The following is a 19,575-nucleotide window of genomic DNA, read 5'->3' as shown; positions in this document are numbered from 1 at the left end:
TACAAACTGACGCAGACATGTTAAACACTATACCGGAAGCAATAGAAGCTATAAAAGCAGGCAAAACCATTATTGTTGTAGATGATGAGGACCGCGAAAACGAAGGCGATTTTTTAACAGCCGCCCGGAACGCTACGCCCGAAACTATCAACTTTATGGTTCGTTATGGGCGCGGCCTTGTTTGTGCGCCTATAACCAGGCAACGCGCGCACGAGTTGGAACTGGAACCAATGGTTAGCCGTAACACCACATCGCACGAAACGAATTTTACTGTATCGGTAGATTTGCTTGGTAATGGCTGTACAACCGGCATATCCGCGACAGACCGGTCTAAAACAACTTTGGCATTAATTGACCCGTCAACCAGGCCTGCCGACCTGGGGCGGCCGGGGCATATCTTCCCGCTGATTGCCAAGGATGGCGGAGTTTTACGCCGTTCGGGGCATACCGAGGCCGCTATAGACCTTTCGGTATTGGCCGGCTTTGAACCTGCCGGCGTAATATGCGAGATTATGAAGGAAGATGGCGATATGGCCCGCCTGCCCGAGCTGCTGGTGATGGCCAAAGAGTTTGACCTTAAAATAATTTCGATAAAAGACCTTATCGAGTATCGTTTGAACACCGAGTCGTTGGTGCGCAAAGAGGTATCGGTAAAAATGCCAACCCAATGGGGCGATTTTGACATGATAGCTTATACGCAGTTGGATACCGGCGAAAATCATTTAGCACTGGTAAAAGGTGAATGGCAACCCGGCGAACCTGTTTTGGTGCGGGTGCACAGTTCATGCGTTACCGGCGATATCTTTGGATCGTGCCGGTGCGATTGCGGCCCACAGCTGCATAAAGCCATGGAAATGATAAGTAAGGAAGGCAAAGGTGTGGTGGTTTACATGAACCAGGAGGGACGGGGTATCGGGCTTGTAAATAAGCTTAAAGCCTACCATTTGCAGGAGAATGGGTTGGATACTGTTGAGGCCAATATCAAACTGGGCTTCCAGATGGATCAGCGTGATTACGGCATAGGCGCGCAAATATTACGTAACCTGGGTATTTCTAAAATGCGCCTGTTAACCAATAATCCAAAAAAGCGTGCTGGGTTGATAGGATATGGGCTTGAAGTGGTCGAGAATCTGCCAATAGAGATCGAATCGAACCCGCATAATGAAGCTTACCTGCGTACCAAACGCGATAAAATGGACCATGCTATCATGCGCGAGCATTAATTATCACCTTCGGTATCCTCATTCGCATTGTTGTCCTCAGATGGCTTTGAAGGCACCGGTGTTGCAATGTTTGTTGCGGGCACGGGTGAAGGGGTTTTAGGTGCATCGTTGTTACGGCGGCGCCTTTGCCTGAAAATATTACGCAAAAATTCACCAAACGTATCAAAATCCCGCTGATACACTAAACCTATACCATTTACATATTGTACACCCAGCGCGTCGTTAATGCTGTTCAGGGTGGTGCTGTTTAACGCCCGGTACGAGTACCTGGCCCGCAGATTACCGTCCTTTCGTATCAGGTATTGAATTTCGAAATCTTTGGTTAGTGTCCTGAAGTCTGTATTCAGTAAATTGGTTTTATTATTGAACAGGTCGCTTGTGCCGCTATTAGAGTATAAACTGCCGTTTATAAGAAGCCTGTCGTTCAAAAACTTAAGTGACGCGCTCGCATCATTGAACGACCGTATATTCAAATCGAAATATTTGATGTTTGATTGAGAGATAAAACTGTTAAGCTTATTAAACGCAAATTCGCTCACTGCTTCTCCGGCGGTACCCAATACCTGGTTGGTTAAGTTGCTGCCTGTGCCCGATGCAAAGCTACGCCGTACAATAATACTGAGGGCTTGTTGGCTCCGGTTATTGTTATCGGCCAGATAGGTGCTAAGGTCATCTTTAATTGATGGGTCAACCGGGAAGTTAAAATTAAAATCGATATTAGGCTGTAACAATGATTTGGATAGTATCAGTTCGGCCTGTACCAGTACCTGCTTAGGCTGCGGCGCTTGCAGGCCGGCAGCGGTGTACAACGGTACAATATTGGTACGCACTTCATACACGGCTTTCAAATTTATCTCGGCATTTGCGGGGTTGCCCGTCCAGCGAATGGTGCCCCCTTCGTTCACCACAAAGTTTTTACTGATAAAGTCCTTCGCGGTAAACTCAAACTTCCCCGATGTGATCAGGAAAGCTCCAAACATCTCAAAGTCGCCCAGGCTGTTGATATTCAATTTGAGGTTGCGGGCCTGGCCTGTACCCTCTAATACACCATAATCTGTACTTATCCGTACGGTTGTACTTTCATTAACAGTAAGGTCAAAATTTAGCGTAACACCATTAAATGCCTTGCTTTTTTCAACTGGCTTTTTTAAAGTGGTATCGTTATGGTCCACAAATCTGATGAAATCATATTCGGCCGCCGTAGATGAGGTATTTAACGGAATATTAAATATAGTGCCCGCTTCGGTTGACGCCTTGATGTCTATCTTCATGTTGTCTACGGGCCCCGTAAAACTAAAGGTGCCGCTACCGTAGGCCGTACCGTAATAAAGGTGGTTATCCTTAAAAGTGGTGTTAAGCGCCATCAGGTTACGGGCTTGTACAGTTATATCAAGCGTAGGGTTTGATATCTGGTTAAGGTCAACCGTTCCGTTTGCCTCGCCCGTGCCTCCACGGCCGTCTTTCAGCACCATTTTATCAATCTTAATAACACTGTTGCTTACCGCCAGTTTCTCGTTTACGCTGTACGCTGTTTTAAGATAATTAACAGTAACGCCCGTATTATTTAACGATACCTCGCCGTTAAGTTGCGGCTTGGATGGCGAACCGGATAACTGCAGATTTGCTGATACGGTGCCTTTAATATCAGATACCAACTCTTTTATAAAAGGCTCAAAGATAATGGCTTCGGTATGGTCCATTTTAATGTCGAAGTTCAGATTATCGCCGTTTTCCTGAGCCAGTGTGTATACACCATCGATATTCATGGTCTTTAAACCACGGTTGGTTATATTTAAGTTTACCCTGGCCTGCTTATGGGCATTATCAAGGTTCGAGACGATCTTGACATTGCCCACCAGTGTTTTGTTCATCGCCAGCGAATCGATATTAAGGTTTGCATCCATTCCGGGTTTCTTCATGATGGAACTCAACGTAACATCGCCATTTAAGGACCCTTTTAACAGTACACCTGATGTTTTTGTAAGCTGATTAATGGTAGCCATACTAAATTTATCAAAGGTTACTTTCAGTTCGTCTTCGGTGCGGTCGGATATAAAACCGTTTATACGCACTTTTTGGACGCCGTTTGATAACTCAAATCCCGATACCTGGGTTTTACCATCCAGCAGCCGTATTTTTACCTGCTCTTGTATCTTCCAGTTTTCGCGTTCCAGTATCACATCTGATGGTAATATTGCCAGTTTAGCGGTAGTGTCGCGGCCAAATTCTACCAGTCCGTAAAGGTCTAACTGGTTGGCGGCATCCTTATCAGATAACTTTACGTTGAAGTTGAGGCTGTCGTTCTTTAAAAAGTTGGTAATGTTAATGTTTTTGATGTACAGGCTGTCGGTGAGGTCAACACGGTTTAAGGATACGTTTAGGCCTAGCATGTCGTCAGCCGTGCTCTCATCAATAATAAAATCATGAAACACTATTTTGCCCAGTTTAATGGTTTTGATATAGCCGTTTAATGTGGCTGTTTTTTCGGTAGAATTAAACTTACCTACAAAAGTGCCCTGTTCAGGCACCTTAATGGTGGGCATAAAGATGGCCAGCAGCGGGTCGATGTTTTTTATCGCTAAGTTAAAATCAAAATTTTGCGGCTGATGCGGGGTAATGGCTGTTTTTAACGACGGAATATATTTTTTGGCTATGGTTTTAAAGTATGACGGCAGGGTGGCCAGGTCGTAACTGCCTTTAATGCTGCCGTCGGCCAGATCAGAGCGCAGCGATATTACCCTGGCAGCGCCCTTTCCGGCAGCGGTTAAGGCAACCGAATCAACCACGTAGTTGTTTCGCGGGTCTATTATACGGGTGTTGCTAAGTAAAATACGTCCGTCCAGGTTATCCAGGTTATTGCCCGAAAAATTGGTGCTGATATCGGTGCTGAGGGAAATGGTATCCTTTACAAATTTAAGCTGGCGCAGGTGCGCGTTACCCACACTGCCCGTAAAATTGTATATAGGCAATTTGGGGTTTAAATTAACACTGCCTGCCAGGTTCAGCTTAATATTTTTATCGTTAATTGCTAACCTGCCTATAGCTGTTTTCCGGTTAAAAGAGCCGTTTGTAGTTATGTTACTGTAAGCATAACCCTTAAATTGCAGGTAGGCAATTTTCGCGTCGCCGCGTACATTCAGGTTTTTCAGGTCGTCGCCGCTGCCGCTTATATTGGCCCTTAGCGTAGTGCGGCCAAGTGCATTGTCGTTTAACAAGCTGCCAAGGTCAAAGTTATTGGTTGAAATTTTACCGCTGTAACTCGGTACACCCGCTTTATTTATTTTTAGGTTAATATCCGGGTCAAAACGGCCCAATTTTGTTTTAAAAGTACCAAATGCTACAAAATCGTTTTGCAGGCCGGTAAACCTGCCGGTGAAATTTACGTTTCCAAATTTGCTCACTACATCCGGCACTTTCGCGTTTGGCTTGCCTATAAAGTGGCTATACAAGTAGTCCAGGTCCTTTTTATTGGTGGCTATCTGGTCGAACTTTAACTGCAAAAAAGTGTTGTTCCAATCGGGTAGGCCGGTTAAGTTAAAGTCGCCCTTTATAAATGTGGCCTGGGCGGCTGTAATGGTAAGATTTTTGGCTTTCAGGTTGCTTACCATACCGCGCACGCGGCCGTCTATGCCCAGCTCAAAGGTCGTTTTATCCAGTGTGCTGGTAAAATAAGCTATGTCTTTTGATGACAGGTGCGACGATTTAAAATCGGCATCCATATTCACCTTGTTTTCAAAATCGTCAAAATCATCAAACGATTTGAATTTCATCTTAAAGAAATTCTTCACGCTGGAATGCGCTGTTTGTACGTTAAGGTTTTGAAGCAATATCTGGTTGGTATCGATGGTAGCGTTAGCATTAAGGTTGCGTACAACGAATCCACTTTTTTCATGCAGGGTTAAACCACCTATCCTGGCTTTAAAAAGGTGATTTTTCAGATCCATATTTCGTATAATGGTGCTGAAATGGGTAAGATCTACATCGTTAAAGTTTACACCCTTTACCAATTCTGTCCTTAAGTGGTTCTTGTACCTGAAGTGAAAGTTATTAATGGCTATTTTTTCGAAGGTAAGTGTCCAGGGTTTGCTTTTTGTTTTTGTGGTATCGCCCGAATTAAAGTAATCGAGCACAAACTTAAGGTTGGTTGTGCTGTCTTTTAACTTTTTTAGGTAAAAAGAGCCGTTGTCCAGCTGAATGGATGCAAAATCTATCTTCTTTTTTTTGATGCTGTTGAAGATCGAAAAGCCGCTAAGCTCTACCATCAGTTTTGGGGTGCTTAACAAGGTATCCTGCTGCTTGTCCAGAATGTACAGGCCTTCTAATACTACTGATGAAAAGGGCTTAATGTAAAGGCTTTTTATATCAACCTTTGTGTTAAGCTCTTTTGATAAATAAGTAGTGGCTTTTTTTGCCGCCCATGTTTGTACCGGCTTGTACTGAAAAAGCAATAGCAATATGCTTATCAGCAACAAAATTATCAATACGATACTTAACGCTATTTTGAGTACTTTTTTAATAACTTTGTATTTAATTTAGAATTCAAAAGTAAAAATTCAAAAACGCACTAAGTGTTTTACTTTTTGAATTTATTTATGACCATAGTCTAAAGTAATAAGTGTTTTGACATTAACTTTCGACTTTTACTTAATAACGTGCCGGTAATATTAGGAATAGAATCTTCATGTGATGAAACCTCAGCAGCTGTTTGTGTTGATGGCGAAATACTAAGCAATGTTATTGCCAATCAAACCATCCACGAAGCGTACGGCGGCGTTGTCCCCGAGCTTGCCTCAAGGGTTCATCAGCAAAATATTGTTCCTGCTGTACAACAAGCACTATTAAACGCAAAAGTAAGCAAAAATGATATTGATGCGGTAGCTTTTACGCGCGGCCCCGGGCTTTTAGGCTCACTTTTGGTTGGGGTTTCGTTCGCTAAGGCCTTCGCGCTTGCCAAAAACCTGCCATTGATAGATATTAACCATATGCAGGCGCACATACTTGCGCACTTTATAGGCCCAAACAAGCCTGCTTTTCCTTTTTTGTGCCTTACCGTATCAGGGGGACATACGCAAATAGTTTTGGTAAAAGACTACTTCGATATGGAGGTGATTGGCCAAACCCTTGACGACGCGGCTGGCGAGGCGATGGACAAGACCAGTAAAATATTAGGCCTGCCTTATCCGGGCGGCCCATTGATAGATAAGCATGCACGCAGTGGTAACCCTGATGCCTATAAATTCCCCGAGCCGCAGATACCGGGCTTTGATTTTAGCTTTAGCGGACTTAAAACAGCCATCCTTTATTTTATAAGGGATAACGTTGCTGCTAACCCCGATTTTATAAAGCAAAATATAAACGACATTTGCGCATCGGTTGAAAAACGCATCGCTACTATTTTATTAAACAAATTAAAACGTGCCGCCAAGGAATACAACATTAAAGATATAGCCCTGGCCGGCGGTGTATCGGCTAATACCGGGTTGCGCGAAGGGCTTACCCGGCTTGGCGCCGAACACGGCTGGAACGTTTTTATACCAAAATTTGAATACTGTACCGATAACGCGGCTATGATAGCCATTGCCGGTTACTATAAATATTTAAAAGGCGAATTTGCCGGGCAGGATGTATCTCCGCTGGCACGTATGCCGATGTAGGGAAGTCGATTAGTCTATAGACGATAGTTCATAGACCTGCTTCCGGATAAACACAACATTCTGGTCTATCGACCATTGACTATGTACTAAAAATTATGAACATTCCTTCTCTTATCTTTTGGGCGGTTTTTGTGCTGCCGCTTGTTGCTTTTTTATTTTGGTTAATGCGCCAGGATAAACGCAAAGGTATAACCGGGCTTGTTGTACTGGCTATTTTGGTGATTGGGGGTATAGCCTACATGTACTGGAAAACCGGGGGCAAATAATTGCAGCCAAAACAACGGCCCCCGCATTTGCAGGGGCCGTATAAAAAAACACTTACAAAAATTCTAACCTGTACTTTATACAGTATTAGAAAGCCCTTTTATATATTTTTACAGACTGCCCGCCGGAAGTAGTGCAGAAAATAAAGAATATGTTGTCTACCCTTTCGATACCGGCAATGGTAGCCCCCTGAGGTATGGTGTACTTTTTATAGCTATTGCCTACATCGTTCGACAGGCTGAAACTTGTGCCGCCATAGGCCACATAATCCCCCCATTGTTTTACCACATTTACCTGCTCGTCACTTACCTTAACAAATACGTCGCCCTGGCCGCGCGATTGATATAGGCGGTTATCAGCTATTTGCGCACTGGTGCTGAATATAGCATAGGTGTAAGCAGGCGCCGAAAGGATATTTTTATAGCCTTCGTTTAAAAAGTAAGTGCCTGTAGTTCCCGTAGTAACCAGCCATGTTTGCCCCTGGTCGGTAGAGCGGTAAAACTTGTTGGAGGTAGGATCAATGGCGTAAAAATATTTACCGCCTCCATCGCTTGCAATATGGTCAAGCCTGGTAGCGCCGCCTAAGCTCGCATTTTTTACCTGGAAACTGGTTCCCCCATTCAGCGATATATAATATGACTGGCCCGATAGCAGGTACACCTTATCACTTTTAGCGACTATGCCGTTAAAGCCCAGGTTTGGCAAATTAGGGTTTACGATAAGTTTGGTGAACACTGTGCCATCTGTTTTTACAACGCCCAGGTTAGTGGTTATGTAAAAATAGTTTCCATCGGCTACAATAAAGTTAACTTTCAGGGTATCTTTTGTAAGCGGCAGGCTGTTAAATACATTATTGAAAGTTAAACCCTTGTCGCTGCTGTAGTACAGGTTTCGGCCTGTTTTGCCATTTGTAAAAAATATTCGGCTACCCGATGCGGCCGACATGATCCCTGTTTGCGGACTTACGGTTAGATCTACTTGTGTCCATCCGTTTGTTGGCGACGGGACCACAAGCGTAAAGTCGGTTGCGCTTGTTAGTTTAGTGCCGCTGTTAACCGTCAAATATATTTTGCCGGTTACGGCGCCCTGCGGCACTACAACTTGTAATTGCGTGGCCGTTGCAGCTATCACTGTACCGGTGAACAGGTTGTTTTGCGGGCCGGTAAAGTGTACAACATTGTCTGCCGGTGTCGTGCTAAAATTAGTTCCTGTTACAACTATGGTATCGCCAGCTTTAGCGCTTGCCGGCGCAAACGATGTAAATGTAGCCGCTTGTATATAGGTAAACGTGGGTCCGGTGGCAACCTCGCTGTTCTTAACTTTAACCGATACAGTGCCCGTTGAGCCGCCTGCCGGCACTTTAACCATTAGTTTGGTAGCGGTGGCTGATATGATCTCGGCATTTACGCCATTGAATTTAACCAGATCATCTGCGGGCGTTGAACTGTAATTTACACCGGTTATGGACACGGTATCGCCGGTACGGCCTTTTGTAGGTGCAATGTTTTCGATAGTTGGTTTATCAGCCACCGGGGTGGGGTCTTTTACCTCCGATTTTGGTTTTGTTACAACCGATGCAAAGGTAATGGTGAACTCGCCTGATGAGCTGAACTCATGGTTGGCAGCATCCTTAAACATGATGTCCCATTTAACCGTAATATAGGTATCGGTGATGGTGATGGTGATAGAACCCGACAATGCGTAATAAGCATTGCCGCTGTTAAAGTACTGCACATAGGTTTGCGATGTGCCCGCATTTACTTTAATGGTTTTAGTGCCGGGGTTAAGCGATGTGCCCGACTTTTTTGTTAGGGCGATAGCGCCGTTCTTCAAATCGTCGATAAAAAAAGTAAGCTTGTTGCCGTTGGCATCCAGCGTGGCCGATGTCTCCAGGGATTTTACCCCATCGCCCGGGGTGCTGAATAATGTGCTTTTGATACCACTTTGCGGTATATTGAAATCCTTTCCGTCTATTTTACCTTTAACGGGAGAGGTTTTAACTTCCGGATCAGGCGTTGGCTTAATTACAGTTTCTTTTTTGCACGCGCTTACCGCCACAATAAGCAAGGCCAGGATGGCCGGTTTTTTCAATATTTTTTTCAGATAGGGCTTCATTATGATGAGATTTTAATTTTGTTAAATCTCTGATTATTAAAATCTCAGGCATATACAGTATTTACGGTATATTTTACTGCGTACTAACAGCGGGCCGTCGGGAAGGCGTGTTACCAACAATTACCATGACACGATGGTTATACTTTGCAGGTGATATTTAAGGAATAAAAAAGGCGATGAATAACTCCATCGCCTTCCTTGCTTTCTCAACCTCTGATCTGATCACTAAAACCTTTCCTTCAAAAACTTGCCGGTATAGCTGTCTTCAACTTTGATGAGATTTTCGGGGGTGCCTTCAAAAACCACGTTACCGCCGCGGTCGCCGCCTTCGGGACCAATGTCGATCACCCAGTCGGCACATTTGATCACGTCCATATTGTGTTCTATCACGATAATGGTGTTGCCGTGATCTAAAAGCGCGTCGAATGATTTCAGCAATTTCTTGATATCGGCAAAGTGCAGACCTGTTGTAGGCTCATCAAATATAAATAGTGTTTTATGGGTATTGTTACCCTTCACCAGGAAAGATGCCAGCTTGATACGCTGCGCCTCGCCGCCTGATAGCGTGTTTGAAGATTGCCCTAACTGTACATACCCTAAACCAACATCTACCAGTGGTTTTATTTTGGCCAATATTTTAGCGTCTTTGGCAAAAAATATTAGCGCCTCGTCAATAGTCATCTCCAGTACTTCCGATACATTTTTATCCTGGTAGGTAACATCCAGTATATGCTGCTTGAAGCGTTTACCGCCGCAGGCTTCGCAGGTCAGGAAGATATCCGCCATAAACTGCATCTCTATCTTCACTTCTCCCTCGCCCTGGCAAACATCGCAGCGGCCGCCCTCAACGTTAAATGAAAATGCCGATGGTTTTAAACCGGCAGCTTTTGCTGCCGGCAGCGCAGCGTACAGGTTACGTATCTCGTCCCAGGCTTTGACATAAGTAACCGGGTTAGAGCGCGACGAACGGCCAATGGGGTTTTGGTCAACCAGTTCCACCTGTTCAATTTTATTATAATCGCCTTCAATACTGTCAAAAGCGCCGCTTTGGTCGCCGCTGTAATTGCCCAGCGTTTTTTGCAAGGCGGGGGCCAGTATGCGTTTTACCAGGCTGGTTTTACCCGATCCGGATACACCTGTTACCACCGTAAGTACACCCAGCGGGAACTTGGCATTGGCATGTTTCAGGTTATTTTCGCGGGCGCCCTTTATCTCGATAAAATCGCTCCACTTGCGGCGGGTTTTAGGGATTGCAATTTCTTCGCGCCCGCTCAAGTATTTACCGGTAAGGCTATCGTCATCAACTATGATCTGGTCGTAAGTACCGGTAAATATCAGGTTGCCGCCATGCGTGCCGGCCTCGGGGCCAATATCTATGATATGGTCGGCGGCTTTCATGATCTCTTCTTCGTGCTCAACCACCAAAACAGTATTCCCCACATCGCGCAACGACCTTAATACGGTTATGAGGCGCTGCGTATCACGTGGGTGCAGGCCGATGCTTGGCTCATCTAACACATATATCGACCCAACCAAACTACTGCCCAGCGACGTGGCCAGGTTAATGCGCTGCGACTCGCCACCCGAAAGGGTGTTTGACAGACGGTTGAGTGTTAGGTATGCCAGGCCCACATCATTTAAAAAGCTAAGGCGGTTGTTGATCTCTAAAAGCAACCGCTTGCCTATCTTAAGGTCGGTTTCGTTCAGCTGCAGGTTGCTGAAAAATTCCAGTGCGGTATCTAAAGGCATCAATACCACATCAGTAATAGATTTCCCATCTATTTTTACATAGGTTGCATCTTTGCGCAGGCGGCTACCCTTACATTCCGGACAGGTAGTTTTGCCGCGGTAGCGCGATAGCAGCACGCGGTATTGTATCTTATAAGTTTGCTCCTCCATTTCCTTGAAGAAAGCATCCAGCCCGCGAAAATATTGATTGCCTGTCCAAAGCAGGCGCTGCTGTTCTTCGGTAAGCTGGTTATACTGCCGGTGGATAGGGAAATCAAACTTCAGGGAGTTTTTTACCAGCACATCGTTCCACTCGCGCATCTTTTCGCCGCGCCAGGGGGCAATAGCACCTTCGTAAACAGTCTTACTTTTATCGGGAATAACCAGGTCCTCGTCAATACCGATGATCTTGCCATATCCCTCGCATCGCTTACAAGCGCCGTAAGGGTTATTAAAGCTGAAGAAGTTTGGTGTAGGTTCTTCAAAGCGGATGCCGTCAAGCTCAAAGCGGTCGCAAAAGAAACGTTCGGTTTCTTCCTCCTCCTCGGGTTTGCGGTAACGCACAAAGCAATCACCCTTGCCTTCAAAAAACGCGGTTTGTATACTATCAGCCAGCCGGCTAATGGTTTCATCTTCCTCATTTTTGGTAATACGGTCAATAACAATGCGCACATGCGGATCAACAGTGGTTGTTTGCGTGTGGTCGGCAGCATCGTCTTTTTTACTTTTCTTTTTCCCTGTATCAATCGAGGCGTTATCGATGCTTTCATCTTCCAAGAGTGATTCTATACGCGATAATCGTCCGTCGTACTCTACCCTTACAAATCCCTTTTGCATCAAAACGGCCAGTTCCTCTTTAATGCTGCGGTTGTTATGCGGGTGCAACGGGCACAGTATAGTTACCTGTGTTTCATCAGGCAGGGTAGTAATAAAATTAATAACGTCGGTTACGCTATCCTTCTTTACTATCCCGCCCGATACCGGTGAAATAGTTTTGCCAACGCGAGAAAAAAGCAGTTTAAGGTAATCGTATATTTCGGTGCTCGTACCAACAGTAGATCGTGGATTGCTGGTAATAACCTTTTGCTCAATGGCTATAGCCGGTGCTATACCCTTTATATAATCAACATCGGGCTTATTCATACGGCCTAAAAACTGGCGGGCATATGATGAAAGGCTTTCTACATAGCGGCGCTGTCCCTCGGCATATAAGGTGTCAAACGCCAGCGATGATTTGCCGGACCCCGACATGCCAGTAATAACCACCAGCTTATTTTTTGGGATGGCCACGTCCATATTTTTCAGGTTGTGTACCCTTGCCCCCTTTATAATTATATTTTTCTGCGGATCTTTTTCTGCTTCCTTGATCATAGTATTGGTTGGTCGTTCATGGCCCATAGATCATGGTAGAAATTTGCCTTACAGGTTAAACCTTTGATAAAACCGGGCATCTAACCAATAGTTTGCAATAAACTATCATCTATTATCCATGAACTTTTTGGAAATGCAAAAATCCTAAAATATTTAGCTTTTTCCAAATGAGTTTTGGTAATACGAGAGCTTAATGAGTTATTAATAAAAGAGTTTGCAATTTAGTGACACGTGGCTTTCGAGAAGAACATAACATACCCCGCTAAAAAATATTTGTTTTTATTTTTTAAGATCATTATATTTGAGGGTAACATTTTTCTTAAACCCTAAAAGAAACGCTATAGATAGAACTCTACTTTTAATAACGACAAAAAATTTAATTTAGTTTATTAGTAGCTTCTATGGATTTTCAATTGAAAAGTGATCAGGATCTAATCCATCTGTACATCGCCGGTAACGAGGCAGGACTTGTTGAGCTGATTAGGCGATACCAATCAAAAATTTACACTTCCATTTATTTACTTGTAAAAGACGAGGCCCTTGCCGAAGATATTTTTCAGGATACGTTTATTAAGGTTATTAATACGCTAAAGGCCGGTAAGTATAACGAAGAGGGGAAGTTTTTGCCCTGGGTAACCCGTATAGGCCATAACCTGGTTATCGACCATTTTCGCCGCGAAAAGCGCGCGCCTATGGTAAGCAATGGCGATGATTTTGATATTTTTGAAGTACTGGGCCATTACGATGAAAGCGCGGAAGATCGCCTGGTACGTGAGCAAACGCATAAAGACTTGAAATCGCTGATACAACTACTGCCCTCAGAGCAGAAAGAGGTACTTATTATGCGCCACTTTGGCGATATGAGCTTTAAAGAAATTGCTGATGTTACTGATGTAAGCATTAACACCGCGCTTGGCCGTATGCGTTATGCGCTGAATAACCTGCGTAAAATGATGCAAAGCAAGGAAATGAGCTTGAAAAACTAAGTCTGCGCTATAATCATTTAATCAATTGAAGAGTTAGCCGCGCATATAATATGCCGGTAGATATCATTGTTATAAAGCTGCCCCATAAGGGCGGCTTTTTTTATGATATTACAACAATAAGCCGAACGTACCACCGTTTAATTTGCGATGAATTTCCATTGAAATAGTTAATATTCTTAATTTGAACCATGATAATGGACAAAAAATTAACCTTCAAAAAAAATTTCATTTAATTTTCATCTTTGTGAAATATTAATAAATAATTCTCGTTAATTTTATAATCAAACAAACAACAGCTTATGGGTGAAACCTTTACTTCAATTTTTAATGCGGTCACTAACAAAGCTCAGGTGAAACAATCAGAGGTATATGAGAATCTGGAAGCGGACGAGGTGATATTTTATAACTCCCTCCGCGCTGATTTGGATCTTTTAAAGAAAAAGCCAAAGCTGCAGACCATACACCACATTTTAGATTATTCAAAAAGCCTGCGCTAAGTAGTACTACGCCAAAACACTGGTTCATAGATCAAACAGTTCGGATAATCCCCGGCAGCTTGATTTATGAACCTTTCTATTTTTATAAGGGTTCATTTGTTTAATGGTTCATTAGTTTATTGGTGGATAGTTTAATAGTTTTGCACTGCTGATTGGCCGCTTAAGCAAGCACCGATGAACAATTGAACTAATGAACCAGTGAACTAACAAATGCTCAAAGCCGAACGATACCGCCACTTTGTAGAATACTTTTCAAAGAACCAGCCCAACGCGGTTACCGAGCTGCATTACACCAGCCCTTACGAACTGCTTGTAGCGGTTATCCTATCTGCCCAATGTACCGATAAGCGCATTAACCAGGTTACACCGGCGCTGTTTAAACGCTTCCCTGATGCCGCCGCGCTGGCCGCAGCTGATGCCGACGAGATATTCAACTATATACGCAGCGTAAGCTATCCAAACAATAAGGCCAAACACCTGGCCGGGATGGCTAAAATGCTGATGGAGAAATTCGGCGGCGAAATACCATCAGGGCTGGATGAGTTGCAACAGCTGCCGGGCGTTGGCCGCAAAACCGCCAATGTAATTGCATCGGTAGTGTTTGATGCACCTGCCATTGCGGTTGATACGCATGTGTTTAGGGTAGCTAACCGTATTGGGCTTACCAACCGGGCAACTACCCCGCTGGCCGTAGAGCGGCAGCTGATGCAGCACTTACCAAAAGAAACTCTTGGCGTGGCCCACCATTGGCTAATATTGCATGGCCGTTATATATGCGTGGCCCGTACGCCGAAATGCGAAATTTGCCCCCTCTCCTGGTTTTGCAAATACTACGAACAGCTAAATTCTGAAACGGCACTCTTAAAGGCCGAGGCTGCCCGGATCAGGAAGGCAAATGACGCCAAAAAAAGAAAACTACTAAATGGCATAAGCAAAGAATTGATAAAGCGAAGTGTTGATAAAGATATTTGATGGATAGGCGTTGGTTAAGTAAGTTTACAGAGGACCAGACAAATAAAAATAAATTACTAAAAATATTAGTAATTTAATAAATAATATTTTATATTTGTTTCACAATAATTTAAGATGAGCAACGCAGATAAATTGAAAGCATTACAGCTTACGTTAGATAAGCTGGAAAAGTCGTATGGCAAGGGTACCATCATGAAAATGGGTGATACCGCTATTGAAGCAACAGAAGCAATATCTACCGGCTCGCTGGGGCTTGATATCGCTTTAGGGGTAGGCGGCTTGCCAAAAGGCCGGGTAATAGAAATATACGGCCCTGAGTCGTCTGGTAAAACAACCTTAGCCATACACGCTATAGCCGAATCGCAAAAAAGGGGGGGCATTGCCGCCTTTATTGATGCGGAGCACGCGTTCGATCGCTTTTATGCAAAAAAACTGGGTGTTGATGTTGAGAACCTTTTGATATCGCAGCCGGATAATGGCGAACAGGCTTTAGAGATCGCCGATAACCTGATCCGCTCGGGCGCTATTGATATATTGGTTATCGACTCTGTAGCCGCATTAGTGCCAAAAGCCGAGATAGAAGGCGAAATGGGCGATTCTAAAATGGGCCTACATGCGCGCTTAATGTCGCAGGCATTACGTAAGCTAACCGGTACCATCAGCAAAACCGGCTGTTGCTGTATATTTATTAACCAGCTGCGCGATAAGATCGGCGTTATGTTTGGTAATCCTGAAACTACTACCGGTGGTAACGCTTTAAAGTTTTACGCTTCGGTGCGTTTGGATGTTCGCCGTATATCGCAAATTAAAGATACCGACGAGGTGTCGGGTAACCGCGTTAAGGTTAAGATCGTTAAAAACAAAGTCGCGCCTCCGTTCCGCATTGCCGAATTTGACATCATGTTTGGCGAAGGCATCTCAAAAGCAGGCGAGATCATTGACCTGGGTGTTGAATACAATATCATTAAAAAGGCAGGTTCATGGTTCAGCTATGGCGAAACCCGTTTAGGCCAGGGCCGCGATGCCGTTAAACAACTGATATTGGATAACCCGGAATTAGCGGAAGAACTGGAAGCGAAAATAAAGGAAACGGTAACCGGTGAAAGTTTAACAGAAGCTTAAAGATAGTATCTGAGTATATCATGAGCAGCCTTCCCAAACGGGGAGGCTGTTTTAGTATAATACCTTTCGGTTTTAAACTTAACGCTCGCGCTAATCAGCCATTTTTATGCGGATCAGCTTCGACGTACCGCGGCAATAATGCAGCGTAGTTCGCCGGGGAAACTCCAGCTCTAAACTCTTGTTTAACCAGCTTAATTGGTTAGCCATTATAAATTAAGGTTCGTTTTTTTACATCGTCCTCATAACACAAGTCAACTCTTTTATAGCGGGACAGATATGCAAAAAGCCTTCCCAATCGGGAAGGCTCAATCTAAAATCTAATTCGCAAATCTAAATTAGGATGCCATTTGCCTGCGGATGATATTCAGCGCGCCGCCGGCCTTAAACCACTCTATTTGCTGTGCATTATAAGTGTGGTTAACCGGGAAGCTTTCTGTTGTGCCGTTTGCATGGTGCAATACTACAGTTAACTGTTTACCCGGGGCAAAGGTGGTTAAGCCGGTAATATCAATAACATCGTCCTCTTGTATCTTTTCGTAATCGTTAGGGTCGGCAAAGGTAATACCTAACATACCTTGTTTTTTAAGGTTGGTTTCGTGGATACGGGCAAATGATTTTACCAGTATGGCACGTACACCTAAGTGCCGCGGCTCCATAGCAGCGTGTTCGCGCGATGAGCCTTCGCCATAGTTTTCGTCGCCTACCACCACAGTTCCTATACCGGCCGCTTTGTAGTCGCGTTGGGTGGCAGGTACTGGTCCGTATTCGCCGGTCAGTTGGTTTTTAACGCTATCGGCAGTGTTGTTAAAATAGTTGATAGCGCCGATAAGCATATTGTTTGATATGTTATCCAAATGGCCGCGGAACTTCAACCACGGGCCTGCCATCGAAATATGGTCGGTAGTACACTTGCCCCGGGCTTTTATTAATAACCTTAAGCCGCTGATATCGGTCCCTTCCCAGGGGGTAAAAGGCTCTAACAACTGTAAGCGCGATGAGCGTGGGTCAACCTTTACTTCTACCTGGCTGCCATCTTCTGCAGGTGCCTGGTAACCGGCATCCTCAACAGCGTAACCGCGTACGGGCATTTCAATACCTTGCGGCTCGTCTAATTTTACCTGTTCGCCGTTTTTGTTCGGCAGGGTATCGGTAAGCGGATTAAAGGTAAGATCGCCGGCAATTGCAAATGCCGTAACAATCTCTGGCGACGCCACAAAGGCGTGAGTATTAGGGTTACCATCCTGGCGTTTAGCAAAGTTACGGTTAAACGATGTGATGATCGAGTTTTTGCGGGTTGGGTCGTCGGTGTGGCGTGCCCACTGGCCAATACATGGCCCGCAAGCGTTGGCTAATACTACGCCGCCCATTTTAGCGAAGGTATCTAAATAACCATCGCGCTCAACGGTGTAACGTACCTGCTCCGAGCCGGGGGTAATGGTAAATTCAGCTTTGGTTACCAGCTCTTTATCAATAGCCTGCTGGGCGATAGAAGCCGAGCGGGTAATATCCTCATATGACGAGTTGGTACATGAACCTATCAGGCCCACTTCTAAAATTGCAGGCCAGTTGTTTTCCTTAACCGCTTGCGCAAATTTTGATATAGGCCATGCCAGGTCCGGGGTGAACGGGCCGTTTACATGCGGCTCCAGTTCGCTCAGGTTTATTTCGATAACCTGGTCAAAATATTGTTCAGGATTTGCGTAAACTTCATCGTCGCCGGTTAGGTGCTGCGCTATAGTGTCGGCCATATCGGCGATATCACCGCGTTTGGTACCGCGTAAGTAATCTGCGGCTTTATTATCGTAACCAAAAATAGATGTAGTAGCGCCAATTTCGGCACCCATATTACAAATTGTGGCTTTACCGGTGGCCGACATAGAACGGGCACCTTCGCCAAAATACTCAACGATAAAACCTGTACCGCCTTTTACGGTAAGGATACCCGCAACGCGCAGGATAACATCTTTAGCAGATGTCCAGCCGGAAAGTTTACCGGTTAATTTAACACCCAGCAACTTAGGGAATTTTAGCTCCCATGGCAAACCGGCCATTACATCGCAGGCGTCGGCGCCACCAACACCAATAGCAACCATACCCAAACCACCCGCGTTAGGGGTGTGGCTATCGGTGCCTATCATCATACCGCCCGGGAACGCGTAGTTCTCTAAAACAACCTGGTGGATGATACCGGCGCCGGCTTTCCAGAAACCGATACCGTATTTATCAGATACAGATGACAGGAAGTCGTAAACTTCGCGGTTAATATCAACCGCAGTATTTAAATCGGCAACGGCGCCAACTTTTGCCTGTATCAGGTGGTCGCAGTGTACGGTTGAGGGTACTGCAACCTGGGGGCGGCCAGCCTGCATAAACTGCAACAATGCCATTTGCGCGGTAGCATCCTGCATAGCCACGCGATCGGGTGCAAAGTCAACATAGTCGGTACCACGTTCAAAAGCTCTTTTAGCATCACCTTCACTAAGGTGGGCATATAATATTTTCTCGGTTAAAGTAAGGGGCTTACCTGTCGCTCTGCGGGCAGCATCCACACGGGTGCTGTAGCGATCATAAACCTTTTTGATCATGTCTAAATCAAAAGCCATATTGTTTGATTTTTAGTAGTAAAAGATATTCAAATCTGCCAGACGGCTGACTTGCGGCGAATTTACAAAATATAAAGTTTATTAACAGTCAGGGCTTTGTACAATTGTTATTTGGATATGTTCTAAATAATATTTCTGCCGCCTGTTAACTATAAGGCGGAAGTGATCAGTCCCCTTAACACGTTCTAAAAAGCGCGGTTATTAGGGCTTCACTCACCTATGATGTCATTAAGCACGCAGGTATTGATAACACGGGCAAATTGAATTTGTTCTGGAGCCATTGCTTCGCTTACAGCCATAAACATCCACATTGTGCGCTCTGACAGAGGTTATCTGGGGCGGTTTATCAAAAACTTTCCGGGTTAGGGGCTGAAGTGGAAGGCAGGGGTGCGAACGTATAGCCTGCTTTACTCCAGTGCTCCAGTGCCAGGGGCAATGTGTGCTCCAGCCTTTGGAACGCTTTTAAACTATCGTGAAAAAGCACTATTGATCCATCCTGCACATTCTTCAGCACATTTTGTAAAGCTTCTTCAGGCTTAAGGCTCATATCAAAGTCGCCGCTCAGTACGTCCCACATTACTATCTGCAGATCCGGGCGGGCCTGTTTCAATAAACTTATTTGCCTGCGTTTTATACGACCGTACGGCGGGCGAAACAAAGGGGTGTTTAATATCTTATCAGCCTGCAAAAAATTTTCTAAATATATTTGGTTATCAGTAGCCCACCCTTTAAGGTGATTATAGGTATGATTTCCTATGGCATGGCCATCGTTTTTTACCTGCATAAAAATGTCGGGATGTTTGCGCACATTATCACCAATGCAAAAAAAAGTGGCTTTGGCATTGTACCTTTTTAAAATATTTAATACAAAAGGTGTAACAATGGGTATAGGGCCGTCGTCAAAAGTCAAATAAATACGACGGGTACCCGTTTTGGCACCCCATATTAATTGAGGATACAGTTTTTTTAACCACCACGGAGTTTTTACCAGGTACATGCGAAAACGTAAAGGGGTTTAATATTAACCAAAAAATAGAGCT

Annotated in this window: 12 protein-coding genes; 7 read left to right on the top strand and 5 right to left on the bottom strand. The window is 44.6% G+C overall.

Annotation, left to right across the window (positions count from 1 at the left end):
* Nucleotides 1–17 precede the first annotated feature (17 nt).
* The gene (locus HDC91_RS13260; RefSeq protein WP_162430581.1) at nucleotides 18–1,223 is read left to right on the top strand and encodes a bifunctional 3,4-dihydroxy-2-butanone-4-phosphate synthase/GTP cyclohydrolase II; all 1,206 of its coding nucleotides are present in this window, start codon (nucleotides 18–20) and stop codon (nucleotides 1,221–1,223) included.
* Here the strand turns inward: HDC91_RS13260 and HDC91_RS13255 are convergent.
* Entirely contained in the window at nucleotides 1,220–5,692 is a 4,473-nt protein-coding gene (locus tag HDC91_RS13255; protein ID WP_183552931.1) for a translocation/assembly module TamB domain-containing protein, read from the bottom strand. The genes HDC91_RS13260 and HDC91_RS13255 overlap by 4 nt on opposite strands.
* Before the next feature lie 183 nt (nucleotides 5,693–5,875).
* Here HDC91_RS13255 and tsaD point away from each other — a divergent pair, with 183 nt between their 5' ends.
* Nucleotides 5,876–6,877, top strand: a complete 1,002-nt coding sequence (gene tsaD, locus HDC91_RS13250) for a tRNA (adenosine(37)-N6)-threonylcarbamoyltransferase complex transferase subunit TsaD (protein WP_183552924.1) — start codon at nucleotides 5,876–5,878, stop codon at nucleotides 6,875–6,877.
* A gap of 95 nt (nucleotides 6,878–6,972) precedes the next feature.
* A complete protein-coding gene (locus HDC91_RS13245) occupies nucleotides 6,973–7,143 on the top strand; it encodes a hypothetical protein (protein ID WP_183552922.1) in 171 nt (56 codons plus the stop codon).
* 85 nt (nucleotides 7,144–7,228) lie between these two features.
* Here the strand turns inward: HDC91_RS13245 and HDC91_RS13240 are convergent, their stop codons facing one another.
* Nucleotides 7,229–9,256 (bottom strand): IPT/TIG domain-containing protein, encoded by a 2,028-nt coding sequence (locus HDC91_RS13240; RefSeq protein ID WP_183552920.1) that lies wholly within the window; start codon nucleotides 9,254–9,256, stop codon nucleotides 7,229–7,231.
* Nucleotides 9,257–9,481: 225 nt separating this feature from the next.
* Nucleotides 9,482–12,355 carry an excinuclease ABC subunit UvrA gene (uvrA, locus tag HDC91_RS13235; RefSeq protein WP_183552917.1) on the bottom strand — a complete coding sequence of 958 codons (2,874 nt, stop codon included), beginning with the start codon at nucleotides 12,353–12,355 and terminating at the stop codon, nucleotides 9,482–9,484.
* A gap of 401 nt (nucleotides 12,356–12,756) precedes the next feature.
* Here uvrA and HDC91_RS13230 point away from each other — a divergent pair, with 401 nt between their 5' ends.
* From HDC91_RS13230 to recA, 4 genes are all read left to right on the top strand, one after another.
* Nucleotides 12,757–13,341, top strand: a complete 585-nt coding sequence (locus HDC91_RS13230) for an RNA polymerase sigma factor (protein ID WP_129877749.1) — start codon at nucleotides 12,757–12,759, stop codon at nucleotides 13,339–13,341.
* Between the two features lie 299 nt (nucleotides 13,342–13,640).
* Complete coding sequence (locus tag HDC91_RS13225; protein ID WP_162430587.1) at nucleotides 13,641–13,838, top strand: hypothetical protein; 198 nt, start codon at nucleotides 13,641–13,643, stop codon at nucleotides 13,836–13,838.
* Between the two features lie 210 nt (nucleotides 13,839–14,048).
* Nucleotides 14,049–14,810, top strand: coding sequence for an endonuclease III (nth, locus tag HDC91_RS13220; RefSeq protein WP_183552915.1), 762 nt, complete (start codon nucleotides 14,049–14,051; stop codon nucleotides 14,808–14,810).
* 114 nt (nucleotides 14,811–14,924) lie between these two features.
* Nucleotides 14,925–15,932, top strand: coding sequence for a recombinase RecA (gene recA, locus HDC91_RS13215; protein ID WP_162430589.1), 1,008 nt, complete (start codon nucleotides 14,925–14,927; stop codon nucleotides 15,930–15,932).
* Between the two features lie 335 nt (nucleotides 15,933–16,267).
* Here recA and HDC91_RS13210 read toward each other — a convergent pair whose 3' ends face one another.
* Complete coding sequence (locus tag HDC91_RS13210; RefSeq protein WP_183552913.1) at nucleotides 16,268–18,535, bottom strand: aconitate hydratase; 2,268 nt, start codon at nucleotides 18,533–18,535, stop codon at nucleotides 16,268–16,270.
* 346 nt (nucleotides 18,536–18,881) lie between these two features.
* Entirely contained in the window at nucleotides 18,882–19,532 is a 651-nt protein-coding gene (locus HDC91_RS13205; protein WP_183552911.1) for a polysaccharide deacetylase family protein, read from the bottom strand.
* Nucleotides 19,533–19,575: the final 43 nt, after the last annotated feature.

It is taken from the genome of Mucilaginibacter sp. AK015 (assembly GCF_014200785.1).
Classification (GTDB): domain Bacteria; phylum Bacteroidota; class Bacteroidia; order Sphingobacteriales; family Sphingobacteriaceae; genus Mucilaginibacter.
Note: the sequence above shows the minus strand (reverse complement) of the source record. Positions and strands in the feature narration are given on the sequence as shown.

Excerpts from the sequence above, each read along its gene's own strand:
- HDC91_RS13230 (WP_129877749.1), top strand. The coding sequence starts at position 12,757 with ATGGATTTTCAATTGAAAAGTGATCAGGATCTAATCCATCTGTACATC.
- HDC91_RS13225 (WP_162430587.1), top strand. The coding sequence starts at position 13,641 with ATGGGTGAAACCTTTACTTCAATTTTTAATGCGGTCACTAACAAAGCT.
- recA (WP_162430589.1), top strand. The coding sequence starts at position 14,925 with ATGAGCAACGCAGATAAATTGAAAGCATTACAGCTTACGTTAGATAAG.
- HDC91_RS13210 (WP_183552913.1), bottom strand. The coding sequence starts at position 18,535 with ATGGCTTTTGATTTAGACATGATCAAAAAGGTTTATGATCGCTACAGC.
- HDC91_RS13260 (WP_162430581.1), top strand. The coding sequence starts at position 18 with ATGTTAAACACTATACCGGAAGCAATAGAAGCTATAAAAGCAGGCAAA.
- HDC91_RS13205 (WP_183552911.1), bottom strand. The coding sequence starts at position 19,532 with ATGTACCTGGTAAAAACTCCGTGGTGGTTAAAAAAACTGTATCCTCAA.
- HDC91_RS13240 (WP_183552920.1), bottom strand. The coding sequence starts at position 9,256 with ATGAAGCCCTATCTGAAAAAAATATTGAAAAAACCGGCCATCCTGGCC.
- nth (WP_183552915.1), top strand. The coding sequence starts at position 14,049 with ATGCTCAAAGCCGAACGATACCGCCACTTTGTAGAATACTTTTCAAAG.
- uvrA (WP_183552917.1), bottom strand. The coding sequence starts at position 12,355 with ATGATCAAGGAAGCAGAAAAAGATCCGCAGAAAAATATAATTATAAAG.
- HDC91_RS13245 (WP_183552922.1), top strand. The coding sequence starts at position 6,973 with ATGAACATTCCTTCTCTTATCTTTTGGGCGGTTTTTGTGCTGCCGCTT.